Below are 14,838 nucleotides of genomic sequence, written 5' to 3'. Positions count from 1 at the left end.
AGCCAAGAAAGCCTATTCCATGTTTTGAAAAGTAAACACACTCACTTCAAAACATAAATTAAACTTATCTCAGCCCCTTCATTATTGTAGTTATTTCTTGCCTTCGACATACGATTTATCGAATACAAATAATCTCAATAATAATATTAACGATGGAACTAATAAAAGTAAACCTAAAATAAACACGATAACAAGTGCTAGTCCCATTGATGAATTGACGCCTGAATCTGTAATTTTAATGTATGGATATAAAATGTAAGGTAACTTGCTCATACCATAACCATAAAAAGCAAAAGCCATTTGTAAAATAACCATAATAAACGCTAAACCATGATATTTTTTCATTAAGTTTAATACACCAGCAATTAAGAAAAAGATAAAGCTAATGGCAAACATCCACCAATAATTCGTAACTGCATTATAGAAATGGTTTGAGTTTTGAATTCTTAATGAGAGGAACACAAATAATGAAATAATAATCATTGGTGGTCCCCAAAACATAAACCATTGACGCATAAACGAATATGCTACGTCATCTTTAGCTTTAGCTGCATAATAAGTTAAGAAACCAGATGAAATATATAATACACTGATAATTGCTAAAAATACCACTGACCAAGCAAATGGACTTAAGAGTAATTGGACCCAGTCTAAATCAATGTGTGAGCCTCTTTGGTTAATGTAACCACCTTCAGATATAGTTAATACGGTTGCTAATGAAGCTGGAATTAATAATCCCGTCACCCCGTATAAAAAGATCCACGGTAATTTCGTATCTTGACCATAATGTTCAAAAGCATAAAAACTACTTCTAATTGAAATAAGCACTAACGCAATTGAGCCAGGTACTAATAGCACTGTGCCTAAATATAGGGCAGAATCTGGAAAGAATCCGACAAAACCTACAAAGAAGAAGACAAAGAATACATTTGTAACTTCCCAAACTGGATTAAGATAGCGTTCAACAAGGTGGTTAATCTTTTTTTCTTCTCCAGCTAATTTAGTATGCAATGTGAAAAATCCTGCACCAAAATCAATTGAAGCTACAATAATATAGAAAAATAAGAATGTCCATAATACAACAATACCAATACTAGTATAATCCATTATGCTTGACCTCCTTTTTCAATGACTTTATCTACATCATCTTGGGCTGGTTTATTTTTAAACATACGTAATAAGACGTAAGCCGAAGTAAATAACAGAACTAAATATAACAATCCAAACATAATTGTAACTAATGTAATTCCACCAGCTTGTGTAGCTGCCTCACTTACGCGCATATAGCCTCGAACTATCCATGGCTGTCTACCCATTTCAGTTAAAAACCAACCAAATTCAATAGCTAATAACGACGCAGGTCCTGTTAGTAATACTGCATATAATAAACCTTTGTTCAGTGTAAACTTGCGTAATTTTTTAAAGATTAATGTAAGTAAAAATAGCCCTGAAACGATAAAACAGAATATACCCATTGAAACCATTAAATCAAAGAAGTAATGCACAATTAAAGGAGGTAAATCATTTTTAGGAAAATCATTTAACCCTTTCACTTTTGCATTAATATTATTATCAGCTAAGAAGCTTAACATACCAGGAATTTTAATCGCACCATGAACTTCTTGTGTTTTATCATTTAATACACCGAAAAATACTAAATCAGCTTTAGATTGTGTATCAAAATGCCATTCATAAGCGGCCAATTTCTCAGGTTGTACTTTATGAAGAAATTTCGCTGACATATCTCCAGCAAGCATTGCAAGTAAAGTATTTATAAAACCAACAATCATTGTCATTTTCAATGCTTTTTTATGATAGTCAGCATCTTTACTAAATTTATTCTTCAATAATTTAAAAGCAGCAATAGCAGCTAAAAGAAACGCCATTGTCATACCAGCTGTAGCGACTACATGAAATGCTCTAACTAAAAATGAGGGATTAAACATTGCTTCAAATGGTTGTACATTAACCATTTTGCCATGTTTCATTTCGAATCCAGCTGGTGTATTCATAAATGAGTTAACTGATGTAATGAAGAAAGCTGAGAATGAACCACCTATTATTACTGGAATACTGATAAGAAAATGTATCCATTGATTTTTGAAACGATTCCATGTGTATAAGTATATACTTAAGAAAATAGCTTCAAAGAAGAATGCAAATGTTTCCATAAAGAGTGGTAAAGCTATAACATGCCCACCTAATTTCATGAAAGTTGGCCAAATCAATGAAAGTTGTAAACCAATAATTGTACCAGTAACTACCCCTACTGCTACTGTAATCGTATAACCTTTCGACCAACGTTTGGCTAATGCGATATATTTAGGATCTTTATTTTTAATCCCTAAAAATTCTGCGATGGCAAACATTAACGGCATACCTACACCAATGGTAGCAAAGATGATATGAACCGCTAATGTCATACCCGTTAGAAATCGACTAATTTCAACAGAATCCATATATTAATCACCTTTTTCTTTATATTTAAGATTTATGTTTTTAGAAACAATTGCTTTAAATTATATTACTTTCATTTTTCTAACTAAATTGTTTTGCTTAATCTTCATAAATTTTTAACAATGTATTTCACATAATTTTCACAGTTTGCATTTCTTAGATATATTTTATATAGTAATTTCAGTTGAAATAATTGACAAAAAGGAGTGTTAATCAATGTCTTCAATCACGATTTACACACAAAATGATTGTCCGCCTTGCACTTTTGTTAAAAATTATTTAAGCGAACATCATGTAAGTTATGAAGAAAAAAATATTGCTAAAGACGAATATCGACAAGAAATGATGAACTATGATGCATTTTCAACACCATTTATACTTTTAAATGATGAGCCTATGTACAATGTTGATATGGAAAAAATTAATAAAGCTTTTAATATTGAGAACTAGTCGCTTTAATAAATAAATATTTTTCATCAAAAAACGTCGCACATCTAGTCTGTATAGTTAAGTCTTGATGTAAAACGTTTAAAACAAGAAAAGCACCTTTGTCTAATGTCAAATTAAACAAAGGTGCTATTTATATAATTATTTAGAAATATTATTTACTAAATCTTTAACTTCATCTTGTGTAGCACAATTAATTGCACGATGTGCTAATTCTGCCATTTCATTTTTACTTAAACCATTAATTTGTCTTCTAGCTTTTAAGATAGATGTTGCACTCATAGAGAACTCATCTAATCCTAAACCTAGTAATAATGGAATAGCCGTTTCGTCTCCAGCCATTTCACCACACATACCAGTCCATTTACCTTCTTTATGAGAAGCTTCGATAACTTGTTTAACCAAGCGTAAAATCGCTGGATTATATGGTTGATATAAGTAAGAAACACGTTCTGACATACGGTCAGCGGCCATAGTGTATTGAATTAAATCATTCGTACCAATACTGAAGAAATCAACTTCTTTAGCAAATACATCTGCTAAAGCAGCAGTTGATGGAATTTCAACCATGATACCTAATTCAATTTCATCTGACACTTCATGACCTTCGTTTTTAAGTTTATCTTTTTCATCTAAAAGAATCGCTTTTGCATCACGGAATTCATTAATAGTTGCTACCATTGGGAACATGATATTTAATTTACCGTATGCAGACGCACGTAATAATGCACGTAATTGAGTTCTGAAAATATCTTGTTGATCTAAGCATAAACGAATTGCACGATATCCTAAGAATGGATTCATTTCTTTAGGTAAATTTAAGTAAGGTAATTCTTTATCCCCACCAATATCTAAAGTACGCACAACTACACGTTTATCTTTCATAGTTTCAAGCACTTTTTTATAGGCTTCAAATTGCTCATCTTCAGTTGGCATTTGATCTCTACCCATGTAAAGGAATTCAGTTCTATATAAACCAATACCTTCAGCGCCATTTTCCATTACGCCATATAAATCATCAGGCGTACCGATATTCGCAGCTAATTCAGCATGTTCGTCGTCAACTGTAACAGTTTCTGCGTCGCGTAATTTTTGTAATTCTTTCTTATCTTCAAAGAAACGTTCACGTTTATTTTGATAAGCAATTAATTCGTCTTTAGTAGGATCAATGATTACGTCACCAGTTGTACCGTCAACAATAATCATGTCGCCTTGTTTCACTTCATTAGTAATTGATTTAGTACCAACTACAGCAGCAATTTCTAATGAACGACTCATAATTGCTGAGTGACTAGTACGTCCACCAATATTAGTAACAAAGCCTTGAACAAATTCTTTATTCAATTGTGCAGTATCAGAAGGTGTTAAATCATTTCCGACGATAACTACACTTTCATCAATCATACTTGGGTTAGGTAAATCAACACCTAAAAGATGTGCTAACACACGTTTAGAAACGTCTCTAATATCTGCAGCACGCTCTCTCATGTATTCATTATCCATTGATTCAAAGATTGTAATAAATTGCGTAGTGACTTCGTGTAATGCTTCTGGAGCACTTGCTTTTTCATTCGCAATTTTATCTTCGATTGGTTGAATTAACTCAGGATCATCAAGTACTAATAAATGTGCATCAAAGATAGCAGCTTTATCAGGACCTAATTGTTTCTCAGCGTTATTTCTGATTTTAGTTAACTCAATTTTAGAAGCTTCTAACGCATTTCTAAACTTTTTAATTTCAGCATCAGTATCAGTGACTTTTTCATTCGTAAATGATAAATCTGGCTCTACTAATAAGTATGCTTTAGCAATTGCAACGCCATCAGACGCTGCAATACCTTTAATTAAGTTTGACATAATTATTCAGTTAAACCTTCTTTAGATAAGACATCACTGATAGCTTGAATTGCGTCTTGTTCGTCGCTTCCGTCAGCATAGATAGTGATTTCAGCATCTTTACCTACACCTAAACTCATAACACCCATGATAGATTTTAAGTTAACTTTTTTACCGTTGTATTCTAATTGAATATCTGAATCAAATTTTGATGCAGTTTGAACTAACATAGTTGCAGGACGTGCATGAATACCAGTTTCATCGATAATTACATAAGATTTTTGTTCCATAATCTATTTCTCCTTCGCAAAGTTAGAATATTCAAATTTATCATAGTCTAACATAATTTTATAACATAACACTACCAAAATATAATAGCGAATTCAATTCTTATACGATTGAAACCCTATTATAATGGTAAATGATATGACTAGACAAGCAATTCAGACTGTCAATAAACTTCAATATCAATATTAATACTTTCCTATTTAAAATTAATATTTCTACTTAAATATCGCCAATCTGTTGCTTGCTATTATTTTGTTAATAAATTCAATCAATATTATAATTGTTATCTTATTAACACTTTATATTAATTATACTACAACATTTCCATTTTAAATAATATCATATAGAACTTTTTCACATTTTTCTATGTGGTCTCGTCCCAATTTGTTCATAAAGTAATAGCTAATAGAAGCTGACACTGCTTGTCCAACGACTGGGAACCACTTTGTTTGTTTGGCAGCAGTACGTTTCGCCATATCTCTTATTACTACCTTTAATACAGCACTTGATACTTTTTTCCCTACAAATGAGCTACCTTGAATCGCCGCAGCAGATAATACACGTTCTTTAACGTCATCGCCTAAACTATTCACTTGTTTGTGGTCAAGACCATAAATTTTATTAACATCTTCAATGATGTCTCTCATTAATTTAATATCCACACCAAAGTCTAGTCCTGGAATAGGAACAACGCTCATCCCAGAAGATAGAAGAGATTTCTTTTTAACAAGCGCTTCTGCTCTCACTCTACGCTCTTCAATTTCTTCTTTAGTAGTAGGTAAAGCACTTTTTTCCTTAATTTCTTCCATATTCAATACTTTGTTACCCACTTTATTTGTCATGTTATTTGTAAATCTATTTATAATTCCCATACTTTGACACCCTTTCATGTTGATTCTTTTTCATTCATTAAACCATTATACCCACTTTTATTTATGTTAATGCTTAATATTTAAGAATACTGCTTTCAAGTATTTAGATGGTTTATAATGTGGATGTGTTTTGAAGTCTTTTGGCAAGCCCATTACTTCTTCTATTTCATATTCTACGCCTGCTGATTCTAATGTCTTTTTAATCACGTTTTTAAAAGATTTTAACGGAAAGACACTTGAGTTCGTACATAATAACATTGAGCCATTTGGCGCTAAAATATCTAATGCACCATTAATCAAGTCATCGTAATTTTTTTGCACTGAAAAAGTTTTCTTCTTATTACGTGCAAAACTTGGTGGATCAATTACAATTGTGTCATATTGTTTGGCATGACGAGCGGCATAATTATAAAAATCAAAAGTATCCATTACGTAGATATACTGACTTTTAGGGTCAATACCATTGAGTCCAAAGTTTTCTTCAGTTAGAGCACGTGAACGATTTGCTAAATCGACACTTGTCGTCATTTCCGCATTTTGAGCTGCTATAACTGAGAATGCCCCTGTATAACTAAATAAGTTAAGTATTGTTCTTCCTTCTGAAAAATGATCGCGTAATTTTTTACGTACTTCTTTTTGGTCTAAAAAGATACCTGTCATTAAACCATCATTTAAATCTACATTATAAAATGTAAAGTTTTCTTCTATTACAATTGGGAATTCTGGCGTTTCCCCTAACACATGGCCTCCAGTATACTCTGTATCTTTAAAACGCATCTTTTCATAAATTGACTTAAACTCAAATACATTTTGGATGGCTTCTACCACGTTGTAACGGAACTTGTAAATCCCTCTTGAATACCATTGAATAAGTAAATGGCCATTATAGTTATCAATTGTAAGACCACCTACGCCATCACCTTCAGCATTAAACAGTCTGAAAGCATTTGTGCCTTCAATATGATAATAATATTCTCTTTCTTCTAACGCTTGTTTAAACAAACTTTCGAAAAACTGAGTATTAATGACTTCGTTTTGGTCATAACTCAATACCCACCCTAAACCTTTATGTTGACGTCCAACATATGCTGTTGCAATGTATTGATCACTTTCAGTCATTAGATAAAATAAGTCGCCTTCCTTTAAATGGTCGTGTTGATAAATATCTTCTTCATCGACTAACGGATATTGATTTAAATATTTTGTTTCTTTTCCTTTATTTAAAGTTGCTATTTTCATTTCTAACGCTCCTATTTAAATCATATTTTTATTAGAAAATCTTTCCATTATACGTTCTTGTCTATTTTAACAAAATTAAATTTCACTTTATACTAAACAAAACTAAATAAAATAACTCCCCTCAAAGTTCTTCATTTTTAAAACTTTGAAGGGAGTTAATCATATACGTGATGATATTAAGGACGATCTCTTAACTGTAGCGTAAAGGCAATAATTACTGGTATTAACATAATGATTAATGTCGGTGTGATAAATATTGATAAAAGCAGACCGTGAAGCATAATGTTAATGAATTCTGTTAGTAATTTAAAGAATAAAATACTAATCATAAAGAGTTGTAAATAGTAGAATTTACCTCTCAAGTAATGTGTGAATGTAGTAGCTATATAAATAATGATAATAAACATTAGTAATAATAATGTTACCCATTCAACAACATATTGTGTTTGCGATAATTGCCATTCACCAGACACAAATAATGAATTTCGATTGTTAAATTCTATAAATGTAAATAAGAATAAAACAAAACCACAGAAGATTTCTACATACGCTGGTTTAATCCATTTAGGTCGACGCATCCAATTAGGAATATCGTCTTCTTGAATATCAAACACATTTTTAAATTTACTTTTGAATTTATCGCGTTTAGATCTAATTTTTTCTAAGTCTACACTTCTTCTCGTCTTATGTGCATATTCTGATGTTTTATCTTGAAGTTGTTTGAAATGAACTTTAGATTGAGTCGATACATTTCCTTTAGTAGTTCTTGATAATTCTGGTTCTTCTTCCCCTAATTCTTCCTTAGTTAATGGAAGTGATCTTCTTAAGAATAAGAAGTTCCAAATAGATGCTTGAGCTAATAGCCACATCACTAAGAAGAAAGTATCTACACTTAAAATATCAATTGGTGCAATTTCATTTGCATCAATTTTGCCGTATAAAGAAATTTGAGTAATTAAATAAGCAATACCATATGAAACAATAATCCATAGATAGTGACTTTTTCTATTTTCGCTATAAAGTTCATCTTTATAGACGATATAGCCTGTATGGATAACAAATGGAATGACGAAAATCACTGCCCAAAAACCATATACTTGCGTCATTAATGTAATTGTAATAAGGAAATATAGAATTCCAATAACTAAAAAGAAAATTGAGATGTCGTAATCATATTTCGTAGTTCTATATAATGTATAACCAATTAACATTAAAAGAATACCAAACAAAATAATGATGACTGCACTAATAATAGGAAAGTTGCCTATGAATCTACTCATCACTCTAATTATTTCACTAAAGAATGCATTAAGAAAATCCCATAAATTATGTATCCTTAATTCAGCTTTATTTTTATCTTTTAGTTGTTTAATTAAAGGTAAATTGATTAGGATAATGAGACCCGTGAAGAGTGAAACGATACCGATTAAATAACTATAGATAATCTCGGTGTGTTTCTTAAGAAAAGACATACTGTTCACCTCAAAATTTATTATATATGAAGATTTTCATCTTGTCTTTAATAAAAAAATAAAATACTTCTCTAGACCTATTTAAGTTTAACCTACTTTTTATTGGGTAAACAATAGATGTAACAATTATTCAACGAGGAGTGTTGTATGATGACAAACGAAGATGCTAAAAAAACAGCAGCTGAACAAGCTAAAGAAGCTGAAGACAAATTAAAAGAACAAAAAGAAGAAAAAACTGACGATCTAGAGCAAACTAAGCAAGATGTTCAAGATACTTTAGATTAATTTAATTTTTTGCTACCAGTCAATTATTCATTGACTGGTAGTTTTTATTTTTTCAATTTTTTCTTTAAAATATATTTAAATTTAAAAGCATCTTGACAATATTTCTTAAAAGTCATACATTTAAGTTAAATTAAATATTCAACGCACTAGGGGTGTGTATACTGAGATGAGGAGTATCCTCGAACCCTTTGAACCTGATCTAGTTAAAAGCTAGCGTAGGAAAGTGTCGCTAATATAAATAATTGTAATACATACATAATGCATTTTATTTAAATTCACGCACAACTTTCTACGGAGGGTTGTGCGTTTTTTTAGGAGGAAGTAGTATGTCAAAAGGTTTAAAGCTATCAGAAATCTTAGTAACGGTGCTGATAGCAGTAATTTTTGCTATCATTTATAATTTAATGTATTTACCTTATAATGTTGTTCAAGCATTAGGTTTTCATTTAGAACAACTTACATATGGAATCTGGTTTATGGCGGGTGTAGTATCCTATCTAATCATTCCTAAACCAGGAATTGCCTTACTTGCTGAATTTGCTGCTGGAGCTGGTGAAACTATTGTTAAAGGGGAATTTAGTATTCCTACAATTGTATATGCAATTTTACAAGGTTTAGCTTGTGAAATCATTTTTGCAATTTTCAAATATAAATCACGCTCACTAATGGTAGCTATGCTAGCAGGATGTGCAGCAGCTGTCATTTCTCTTCCAATAGATTTCTATTATGGATATATGAAAGAAGTTGCATCTTGGAATTTAATTTTGTTTATAGTTTTCCGTATTATTAGCGGTATCGTAATAGCAGGTATTTTATCTTACTATATCGTTAAAGCACTTGATCAAACCGGTGTAACTAAATTATTCCGCCCTGCTTCTCAAAAAGATTACGACAACCTATAAGGGGAAATTCATGTGTTAAGAGTTAAAAATTTACGCCTAAAATACCCAAATGGTAATCGAAAAATTTTCGATAACTTAAATATAGAAATTAAAGATAAACAAAAAGTGCTTTTACTAGGTCCTTCTGGATCTGGTAAAAGCACATTGCTTAATGTTTTAAGTGGAATCGTTCCTAATCTCATTGAACTTCCTATGAAGTATGATGAATTAGAAATTGATTCACAATCTGGTGTAATCTTTCAAGACCCAGACACACAATTTTGTATGCCTAAAGTATATGAAGAATTAGCATTTGTACTTGAAAATAAACAAGTGCCTCGTCATGAAATGGATCAACTAATTAAAAATGCCCTTGCTTCTGTAGATTTAAATGTCACAGAAGATACCTTTGTTAATCACTTAAGTGGCGGTATGAAACAGAAACTAGCAATAGTAGAAACTATTCTTCAAGAAGCGAATACGCTTTTCTTAGATGAGCCTACTGCTATGTTAGATGTAGATGCTACAGCAGATTTATGGAAAAAATTAATCCATTTGTGGACAGATCAAACCGTACTTATTGTGGAACATAAAGTAGAACATATTTGGGAATATGTTGACCGTGTTATTTTAATGAATTACGAAGGTGAAATTATCGCTGATAATACACCTGATTACATACTTCAAAATTGTGAAGCATTACTTACAGAATATGGAGTTTGGCATCCTCAAGCCTGGGAACGCGCTCCCGAGTCAAAATCACTATCGCCTAATAAAAGTAAAGTATTATTAGATTTTAAAAATGGTGAAATTATTCGTGGAAAAAATAAATTGTTTACTGTAGATGACTTTAGTATTCATCCGGGAGAATGGATTACCATTACTGGTAAAAATGGAGCTGGAAAGACTTCTTTATTAGAATCTATTCTTCAATTAATTAAATATAATGGACAAATGTTTTATCAAGATAAACAATTGAAAAAAATTAAGGATGCTGCTAAACACATGTATCTTATTTATCAAAACCCAGAACTTCAGTTTATTACGAATTCTGTTTATGATGAAATTAATATTCATTACAATCATTTAGATCGAAAAACTGCAGATAATGAAACACTACAATTATTAAAACTCTTACATTTAGAGAATGTAAAAGAGCAACATCCGTTTGAATTATCAATGGGCCAAAAACGACGTTTAAGTGTAGCAACTGCTCTAAGTTCAAAAGCTGACATTATTTTACTTGATGAACCTACATTCGGTTTGGATAGTCATAATACATTTCAATTAATAAAGTTATTCCAAGAACGAGTATCTAATGGACAAACGATTGTTATGGTAACTCATGATCCTGAAATCATTCGACGTTATCCAACTCGTCGATTAAATGTTGAAAATGGTCAACTTATAGAGATGGCAGGTGAACTGCATGTTTGAACGTTGGAAAAAACATTACACATTTGTTGATGATGTTAATATCATTACTAAATTATTACTTGGAATAGCTTTATTCTTCTTTGTTATCTTTGTACATAACTTTGATTATATGATTTATATTACGTTGTTGCTATTTTTGCTATTACTATTATTCAATGGTACCTCTTTTAAAATCACAGGTACATTAGTACTAGCTTGCGTATTATTTGCTCTATTATCTTCTTTATTTATGATTCTTTATGGTGATGGAACTCATGTCCTGTTTTCATTAGGATTTATTCAAGTTAGTATAGAAAGTTTAGTTAGAGGTTTACATGTATCTTTACGTACCATTTCAGTTTCTATGTTAGGAATTCTAATCGCTTTAACTTCGCAAATTGTCATGATTTTTTATAGTTTAATGCAACATTTAAAAGTTAAACCTAAAATCGCTTATGCGTTTATGGCTGCGATTAGAATGGTCCCTCTCATTTTTACATCATTCATTCAATTGAGACGTTCACTAAAAATGCGTTATCAAATGATAGATGCTTCAAATTATAGAGGACTTAAACGTCTCAAACATTTATTAATACCAATCTTAAGTCAAAATATCCGTCGTGCACATCAATTATCTGTGGCAATGGAATCAAAAGGCTTTAAAGATGGTCCAAGAACGTATTATTACAAAGCACCTTTTTCTTATAAAGACATTTTATTTGTAATCTGCGTTGTGGCCATTTTAATCATTGCATTTTACCTTTCACAGTATTTACCAATTACCGGTATTACAGATGCACGTGTATCAGGATATACAGCTTAAAGCACACAAAGAGAGCGTATCACTCAAAATATGATACGCCCTCTTTTTTTATTAATACCTTTATTTCAACGCTTTATTTCCAATATCATGACGATAGAATAAATTATCACTTTCTACTTTTTCCACGTTACTATAAGCTGCAACTTGCGCTTCTTCAATTGTTTCCCCTTTTCCGATAGCTAATAAAACTCTGCCTCCTGAAGTAACGAAATCATCATCTTCTTTACGTAAGCCACTAACGAAATAATTATCATTTAATTCGAAACCTGTGACTTTGGCACCTTTCTCGTAGCTACCTGGATAACCTTTAGATGCTAGCATAACGCCTACGATATAGTCATCATGCCATTGGAAGCGGATAGGATCTTTACGGTCTAAAGCCACGATTTGAGCCATTAAATCACTTTCTAAACGACTTAATAATACTTGGGCTTCTGGATCTCCGAAACGTGCATTAAACTCTATAACTTTAGGACCTTCTGAAGTTAAAATTGCTCCAATATAAAGTAAGCCAAAGTACTCATATCCTTCTGCTTTCATCGCTTTCGCAATAGGTTGAGCAATTTCTTTATCCGTACGTTTTAGAACATCTTCGGAAATGTGAGGGACTGGGCAATACGCACCCATTCCTCCAGTGTTAGGACCTTCATCGTTATCATAAGCACGTTTATGATCTTGTGCAATACAGTCAAATGGTACTGCATAGTCGCCATTAACAAAGGTCATTAATGAGAATTCTTCGCCTTCTAAAAATTGCTCAAATACTACTTTGCCCTGTTCTTCAGGATATAATGTTTCAACCGCTTCGATTGCGTCTTCACGTGTTTCGGCGATAATTACGCCTTTGCCAGCTGCCAAACCATCCTTTTTAGCTACAATTGGCAACTCGCATTGATTGACATAATCAAGCGCCTCAGTTTTAGAATTCACTTCTTTGTAATCAGCAGTTGGAATATCGTATTTCTCCATCAACTGTTTAGCAAATAATTTAGAACCTTCTATTTGTGCCGCTTCTTTATTTGGTCCGAACACTTTAATATTCGCTTGACGCAATTGATTAGATAATCCATCAATTAAAGGTTGTTCAGGACCAATCACTACCCACTCAACATTATTTTCTTTTACAAATTTTAAAATAGCCTCGTGGTCATTTTCAGCAATTTCAGTATGTGTTTCTGCCATATTCTCCATAGCATCATTACCCGGAATCGCAAATAATTGTTGAACTAAAGGTGATTGATGCAATTTAGAAACTAAAGCATGTTCACGTCCACCTGCACCTATAACTAAAACATTCATCTAAATCGTCCCTCCATCCTTTTCAATATTTTATTAGTGTTTAAAGTGACGCATACCTGTCATTACCATAGTAATACCATATTTATTTGCCATATCGATTGAATCTTGGTCTTTAATTGAACCACCAGGTTGGATAATTGCTTTGATACCATGTTTAGCTGCTAATTCAACAGTATCATCCATTGGGAAGAAACCGTCAGAAATTAAAGCAACATTATCATTAATTTCAATTGCACGTTCTAATGCAATTTTCGCAGAGCCTACACGGTTCATTTGACCTGCACCAATACCTACTGTTTGTTTTGTATTACTTAAAATAACTGCGTTACTTTTTACAGATGGAATCACTTTCCAACCAAGTAGCATTGCTTCCCATTGATCGTCTGTTGGTTCCACATCAGTCACTACTTTCATGTCATCTTTAGTAACTTCATAGTTATCTTTATCTTGAACTAAATAACCACCTGATACTGAAACAAATTCTTCTTCTCGATTATCAATAGTCATATCAATTTCTAGTAAACGTATATTTTTCTTTTTAGTTAAAATGTCTAATGCATCATCAGTAAATCTTGGGGCAATTACTACTTCTAAAAAGATAGCATGCAACGTTTCAGCAAGTTCAGCCGTTACCGTTCTATTTAAAGCAATAATACCGCCAAAGATAGATTGATTATCCGCATCATATGCATTCTTGAAAGCATCTTCAATTGTATTGCCGATACCAACACCACATGGATTCATATGTTTCACTGCTACAGCTGCTGGTTCACTAAATTTCTTCACTAAAGATAACGCTGAGTCAGCATCTTTAATGTTATTATAACTAAGCGCTTTACCATGTAATTGTTTAGAACCTGCAATCGTGTGTTTACTTGAAGATGTGCGCACAAAGCGTGCAGATTGTTGTGGATTCTCACCATAGCGTAATTGTTCGCTATCTCCTTTGAAGAAACTTACAATTGCGTGATCATATTCATTTGTATGCGCAAATACTTTAATCATTAATTCTTTACGGAACGCTTCATCTAAACGGTCAGACTTAATTCGTTCAATCACTTCATTATAGTCTGCAGGATGAACAATTGTAGTAACATGTTTAAAGTTTTTAGCTGCCGCACGTAACATCGTTGGACCACCAATATCTATGTTTTCAATGGCATCCGCTTCAGTTACATCTGGATTTGACACTGTTTTTTGAAAAGGATATAAATTTACGACTACCATATCGATTAAATCAATATGTTGTTCTGATAATTGCTCAAGATGTTCAGGTTTATCTCGATCCGCTAAAATGCCTCCATGTACTGCTGGATGCAACGTTTTAACACGACCATCCATAATTTCAGGAAATTGAGTTAAATCAGACACAGATTTTACTGGAACAGAAGCTTCTTCAAGTGCACGTTTCGTACCGCCAGTTGAATATAATTCATAATCTAAGTCGCTTAATGCTTTAGCAAATTCTACAATTCCACTTTTATTTGAAACACTTAAAATTGCTTTTTTCATGATTTACTTAT

14 protein-coding genes and 1 riboswitch are annotated in these 14,838 nt (G+C 32.1%); of the genes, 5 read left to right on the top strand and 9 right to left on the bottom strand.

Going from position 1 to position 14,838, the window contains the following annotated elements; translation table 11 throughout:
* Window positions 1-90: 90 nt before the first annotated feature.
* Entirely contained in the window at window positions 91-1,107 is a 1,017-nt protein-coding gene (locus E2558_RS02290) for a cytochrome d ubiquinol oxidase subunit II (RefSeq protein WP_126565361.1), read from the bottom strand.
* Window positions 1,107-2,459, bottom strand: coding sequence for a cytochrome ubiquinol oxidase subunit I (locus E2558_RS02285; RefSeq protein ID WP_126565360.1), 1,353 nt, complete (start codon window positions 2,457-2,459; stop codon window positions 1,107-1,109). Before E2558_RS02285 ends, E2558_RS02290 begins: the two co-directional genes overlap by 1 nt.
* Before the next feature lie 214 nt (window positions 2,460-2,673).
* On the opposite strand from E2558_RS02285, the gene E2558_RS02280 reads away from it, so the two are divergent.
* Entirely contained in the window at window positions 2,674-2,907 is a 234-nt protein-coding gene (locus tag E2558_RS02280; RefSeq protein ID WP_126565359.1) for a glutaredoxin family protein, read from the top strand.
* A 138-nt stretch (window positions 2,908-3,045) separates the two neighbouring features.
* On the opposite strand, the gene ptsP is transcribed toward E2558_RS02280, so the two are convergent.
* The 5 genes from ptsP to auxA all read right to left on the bottom strand — a co-directional run bounded on the left by ptsP (window position 3,046) and on the right by auxA (window position 8,611).
* Window positions 3,046-4,761, bottom strand: a complete 1,716-nt coding sequence (gene ptsP / locus E2558_RS02275) for a phosphoenolpyruvate--protein phosphotransferase (protein ID WP_126565358.1) — start codon at window positions 4,759-4,761, stop codon at window positions 3,046-3,048.
* A gap of 2 nt (window positions 4,762-4,763) precedes the next feature.
* Window positions 4,764-5,030 carry a phosphocarrier protein HPr gene (locus tag E2558_RS02270; protein ID WP_103297095.1) on the bottom strand — a complete coding sequence of 89 codons (267 nt, stop codon included), beginning with the start codon at window positions 5,028-5,030 and terminating at the stop codon, window positions 4,764-4,766.
* A gap of 327 nt (window positions 5,031-5,357) precedes the next feature.
* Complete coding sequence (locus tag E2558_RS02265; protein ID WP_126565357.1) at window positions 5,358-5,900, bottom strand: DUF697 domain-containing protein; 543 nt, start codon at window positions 5,898-5,900, stop codon at window positions 5,358-5,360.
* A gap of 66 nt (window positions 5,901-5,966) precedes the next feature.
* Entirely contained in the window at window positions 5,967-7,139 is a 1,173-nt protein-coding gene (locus tag E2558_RS02260; RefSeq protein ID WP_126565356.1) for a class I SAM-dependent rRNA methyltransferase, read from the bottom strand.
* Between the two features lie 176 nt (window positions 7,140-7,315).
* Window positions 7,316-8,611 (bottom strand): lipoteichoic acid stability factor AuxA, encoded by a 1,296-nt coding sequence (gene auxA / locus E2558_RS02255; protein ID WP_126565355.1) that lies wholly within the window; start codon window positions 8,609-8,611, stop codon window positions 7,316-7,318.
* A gap of 150 nt (window positions 8,612-8,761) precedes the next feature.
* Between auxA and graF the strand changes: the two genes are divergently transcribed.
* From graF to E2558_RS02240, 4 genes are all read left to right on the top strand, one after another.
* A complete protein-coding gene (gene graF, locus E2558_RS12420) occupies window positions 8,762-8,896 on the top strand; it encodes a glycopeptide resistance-associated protein GraF (RefSeq protein ID WP_194432013.1) in 135 nt (44 codons plus the stop codon).
* A gap of 138 nt (window positions 8,897-9,034) precedes the next feature.
* A riboswitch (TPP riboswitch) is annotated at window positions 9,035-9,135 on the top strand.
* An 87-nt stretch (window positions 9,136-9,222) separates the two neighbouring features.
* Complete coding sequence (locus E2558_RS02250) at window positions 9,223-9,798, top strand: ECF transporter S component (RefSeq protein WP_126565354.1); 576 nt, start codon at window positions 9,223-9,225, stop codon at window positions 9,796-9,798.
* Between the two features lie 12 nt (window positions 9,799-9,810).
* Window positions 9,811-11,214: an ABC transporter ATP-binding protein gene (locus tag E2558_RS02245; RefSeq protein ID WP_126565353.1), complete on the top strand. Its 1,404-nt coding sequence runs from the start codon at window positions 9,811-9,813 to the stop codon at window positions 11,212-11,214.
* Window positions 11,207-12,016 carry an energy-coupling factor transporter transmembrane component T family protein gene (locus tag E2558_RS02240; protein ID WP_126565352.1) on the top strand — a complete coding sequence of 270 codons (810 nt, stop codon included), beginning with the start codon at window positions 11,207-11,209 and terminating at the stop codon, window positions 12,014-12,016. The genes E2558_RS02245 and E2558_RS02240 overlap by 8 nt, the downstream gene beginning before the upstream one ends.
* 60 nt (window positions 12,017-12,076) lie before the next feature.
* Here the strand turns inward: E2558_RS02240 and purD are convergent, their stop codons facing one another.
* Both purD and purH read right to left on the bottom strand, forming a co-directional pair.
* Window positions 12,077-13,315: a phosphoribosylamine--glycine ligase gene (gene purD, locus E2558_RS02235; RefSeq protein ID WP_126565351.1), complete on the bottom strand. Its 1,239-nt coding sequence runs from the start codon at window positions 13,313-13,315 to the stop codon at window positions 12,077-12,079.
* A gap of 33 nt (window positions 13,316-13,348) precedes the next feature.
* The gene (gene purH / locus E2558_RS02230; protein WP_126565350.1) at window positions 13,349-14,827 is read right to left on the bottom strand and encodes a bifunctional phosphoribosylaminoimidazolecarboxamide formyltransferase/IMP cyclohydrolase; all 1,479 of its coding nucleotides are present in this window, start codon (window positions 14,825-14,827) and stop codon (window positions 13,349-13,351) included.
* Window positions 14,828-14,838: the final 11 nt, after the last annotated feature.

The organism is Staphylococcus pragensis, assembly GCF_004785665.1.
Classification (GTDB): Bacteria; Bacillota; Bacilli; order Staphylococcales; family Staphylococcaceae; genus Staphylococcus; species Staphylococcus pragensis.
Note: the sequence above shows the minus strand (reverse complement) of the source record. Positions and strands in the feature narration are given on the sequence as shown.

What these genes read in the sequence shown, in the direction of transcription:
- E2558_RS02290 (WP_126565361.1), bottom strand. Translation starts at nt 1,107, where the DNA reads ATGGATTATACTAGTATTGGTATTGTTGTATTATGGACATTCTTATTT.
- E2558_RS02285 (WP_126565360.1), bottom strand. Translation starts at nt 2,459, where the DNA reads ATGGATTCTGTTGAAATTAGTCGATTTCTAACGGGTATGACATTAGCG.
- E2558_RS02280 (WP_126565359.1), top strand. Translation starts at nt 2,674, where the DNA reads ATGTCTTCAATCACGATTTACACACAAAATGATTGTCCGCCTTGCACT.
- ptsP (WP_126565358.1), bottom strand. Translation starts at nt 4,761, where the DNA reads ATGTCAAACTTAATTAAAGGTATTGCAGCGTCTGATGGCGTTGCAATT.
- E2558_RS02270 (WP_103297095.1), bottom strand. Translation starts at nt 5,030, where the DNA reads ATGGAACAAAAATCTTATGTAATTATCGATGAAACTGGTATTCATGCA.
- E2558_RS02265 (WP_126565357.1), bottom strand. Translation starts at nt 5,900, where the DNA reads ATGGGAATTATAAATAGATTTACAAATAACATGACAAATAAAGTGGGT.
- E2558_RS02260 (WP_126565356.1), bottom strand. Translation starts at nt 7,139, where the DNA reads ATGAAAATAGCAACTTTAAATAAAGGAAAAGAAACAAAATATTTAAAT.
- auxA (WP_126565355.1), bottom strand. Translation starts at nt 8,611, where the DNA reads ATGTCTTTTCTTAAGAAACACACCGAGATTATCTATAGTTATTTAATC.
- graF (WP_194432013.1), top strand. Translation starts at nt 8,762, where the DNA reads ATGACAAACGAAGATGCTAAAAAAACAGCAGCTGAACAAGCTAAAGAA.
- E2558_RS02250 (WP_126565354.1), top strand. Translation starts at nt 9,223, where the DNA reads ATGTCAAAAGGTTTAAAGCTATCAGAAATCTTAGTAACGGTGCTGATA.
- E2558_RS02240 (WP_126565352.1), top strand. Translation starts at nt 11,207, where the DNA reads ATGTTTGAACGTTGGAAAAAACATTACACATTTGTTGATGATGTTAAT.
- purD (WP_126565351.1), bottom strand. Translation starts at nt 13,315, where the DNA reads ATGAATGTTTTAGTTATAGGTGCAGGTGGACGTGAACATGCTTTAGTT.
- purH (WP_126565350.1), bottom strand. Translation starts at nt 14,827, where the DNA reads ATGAAAAAAGCAATTTTAAGTGTTTCAAATAAAAGTGGAATTGTAGAA.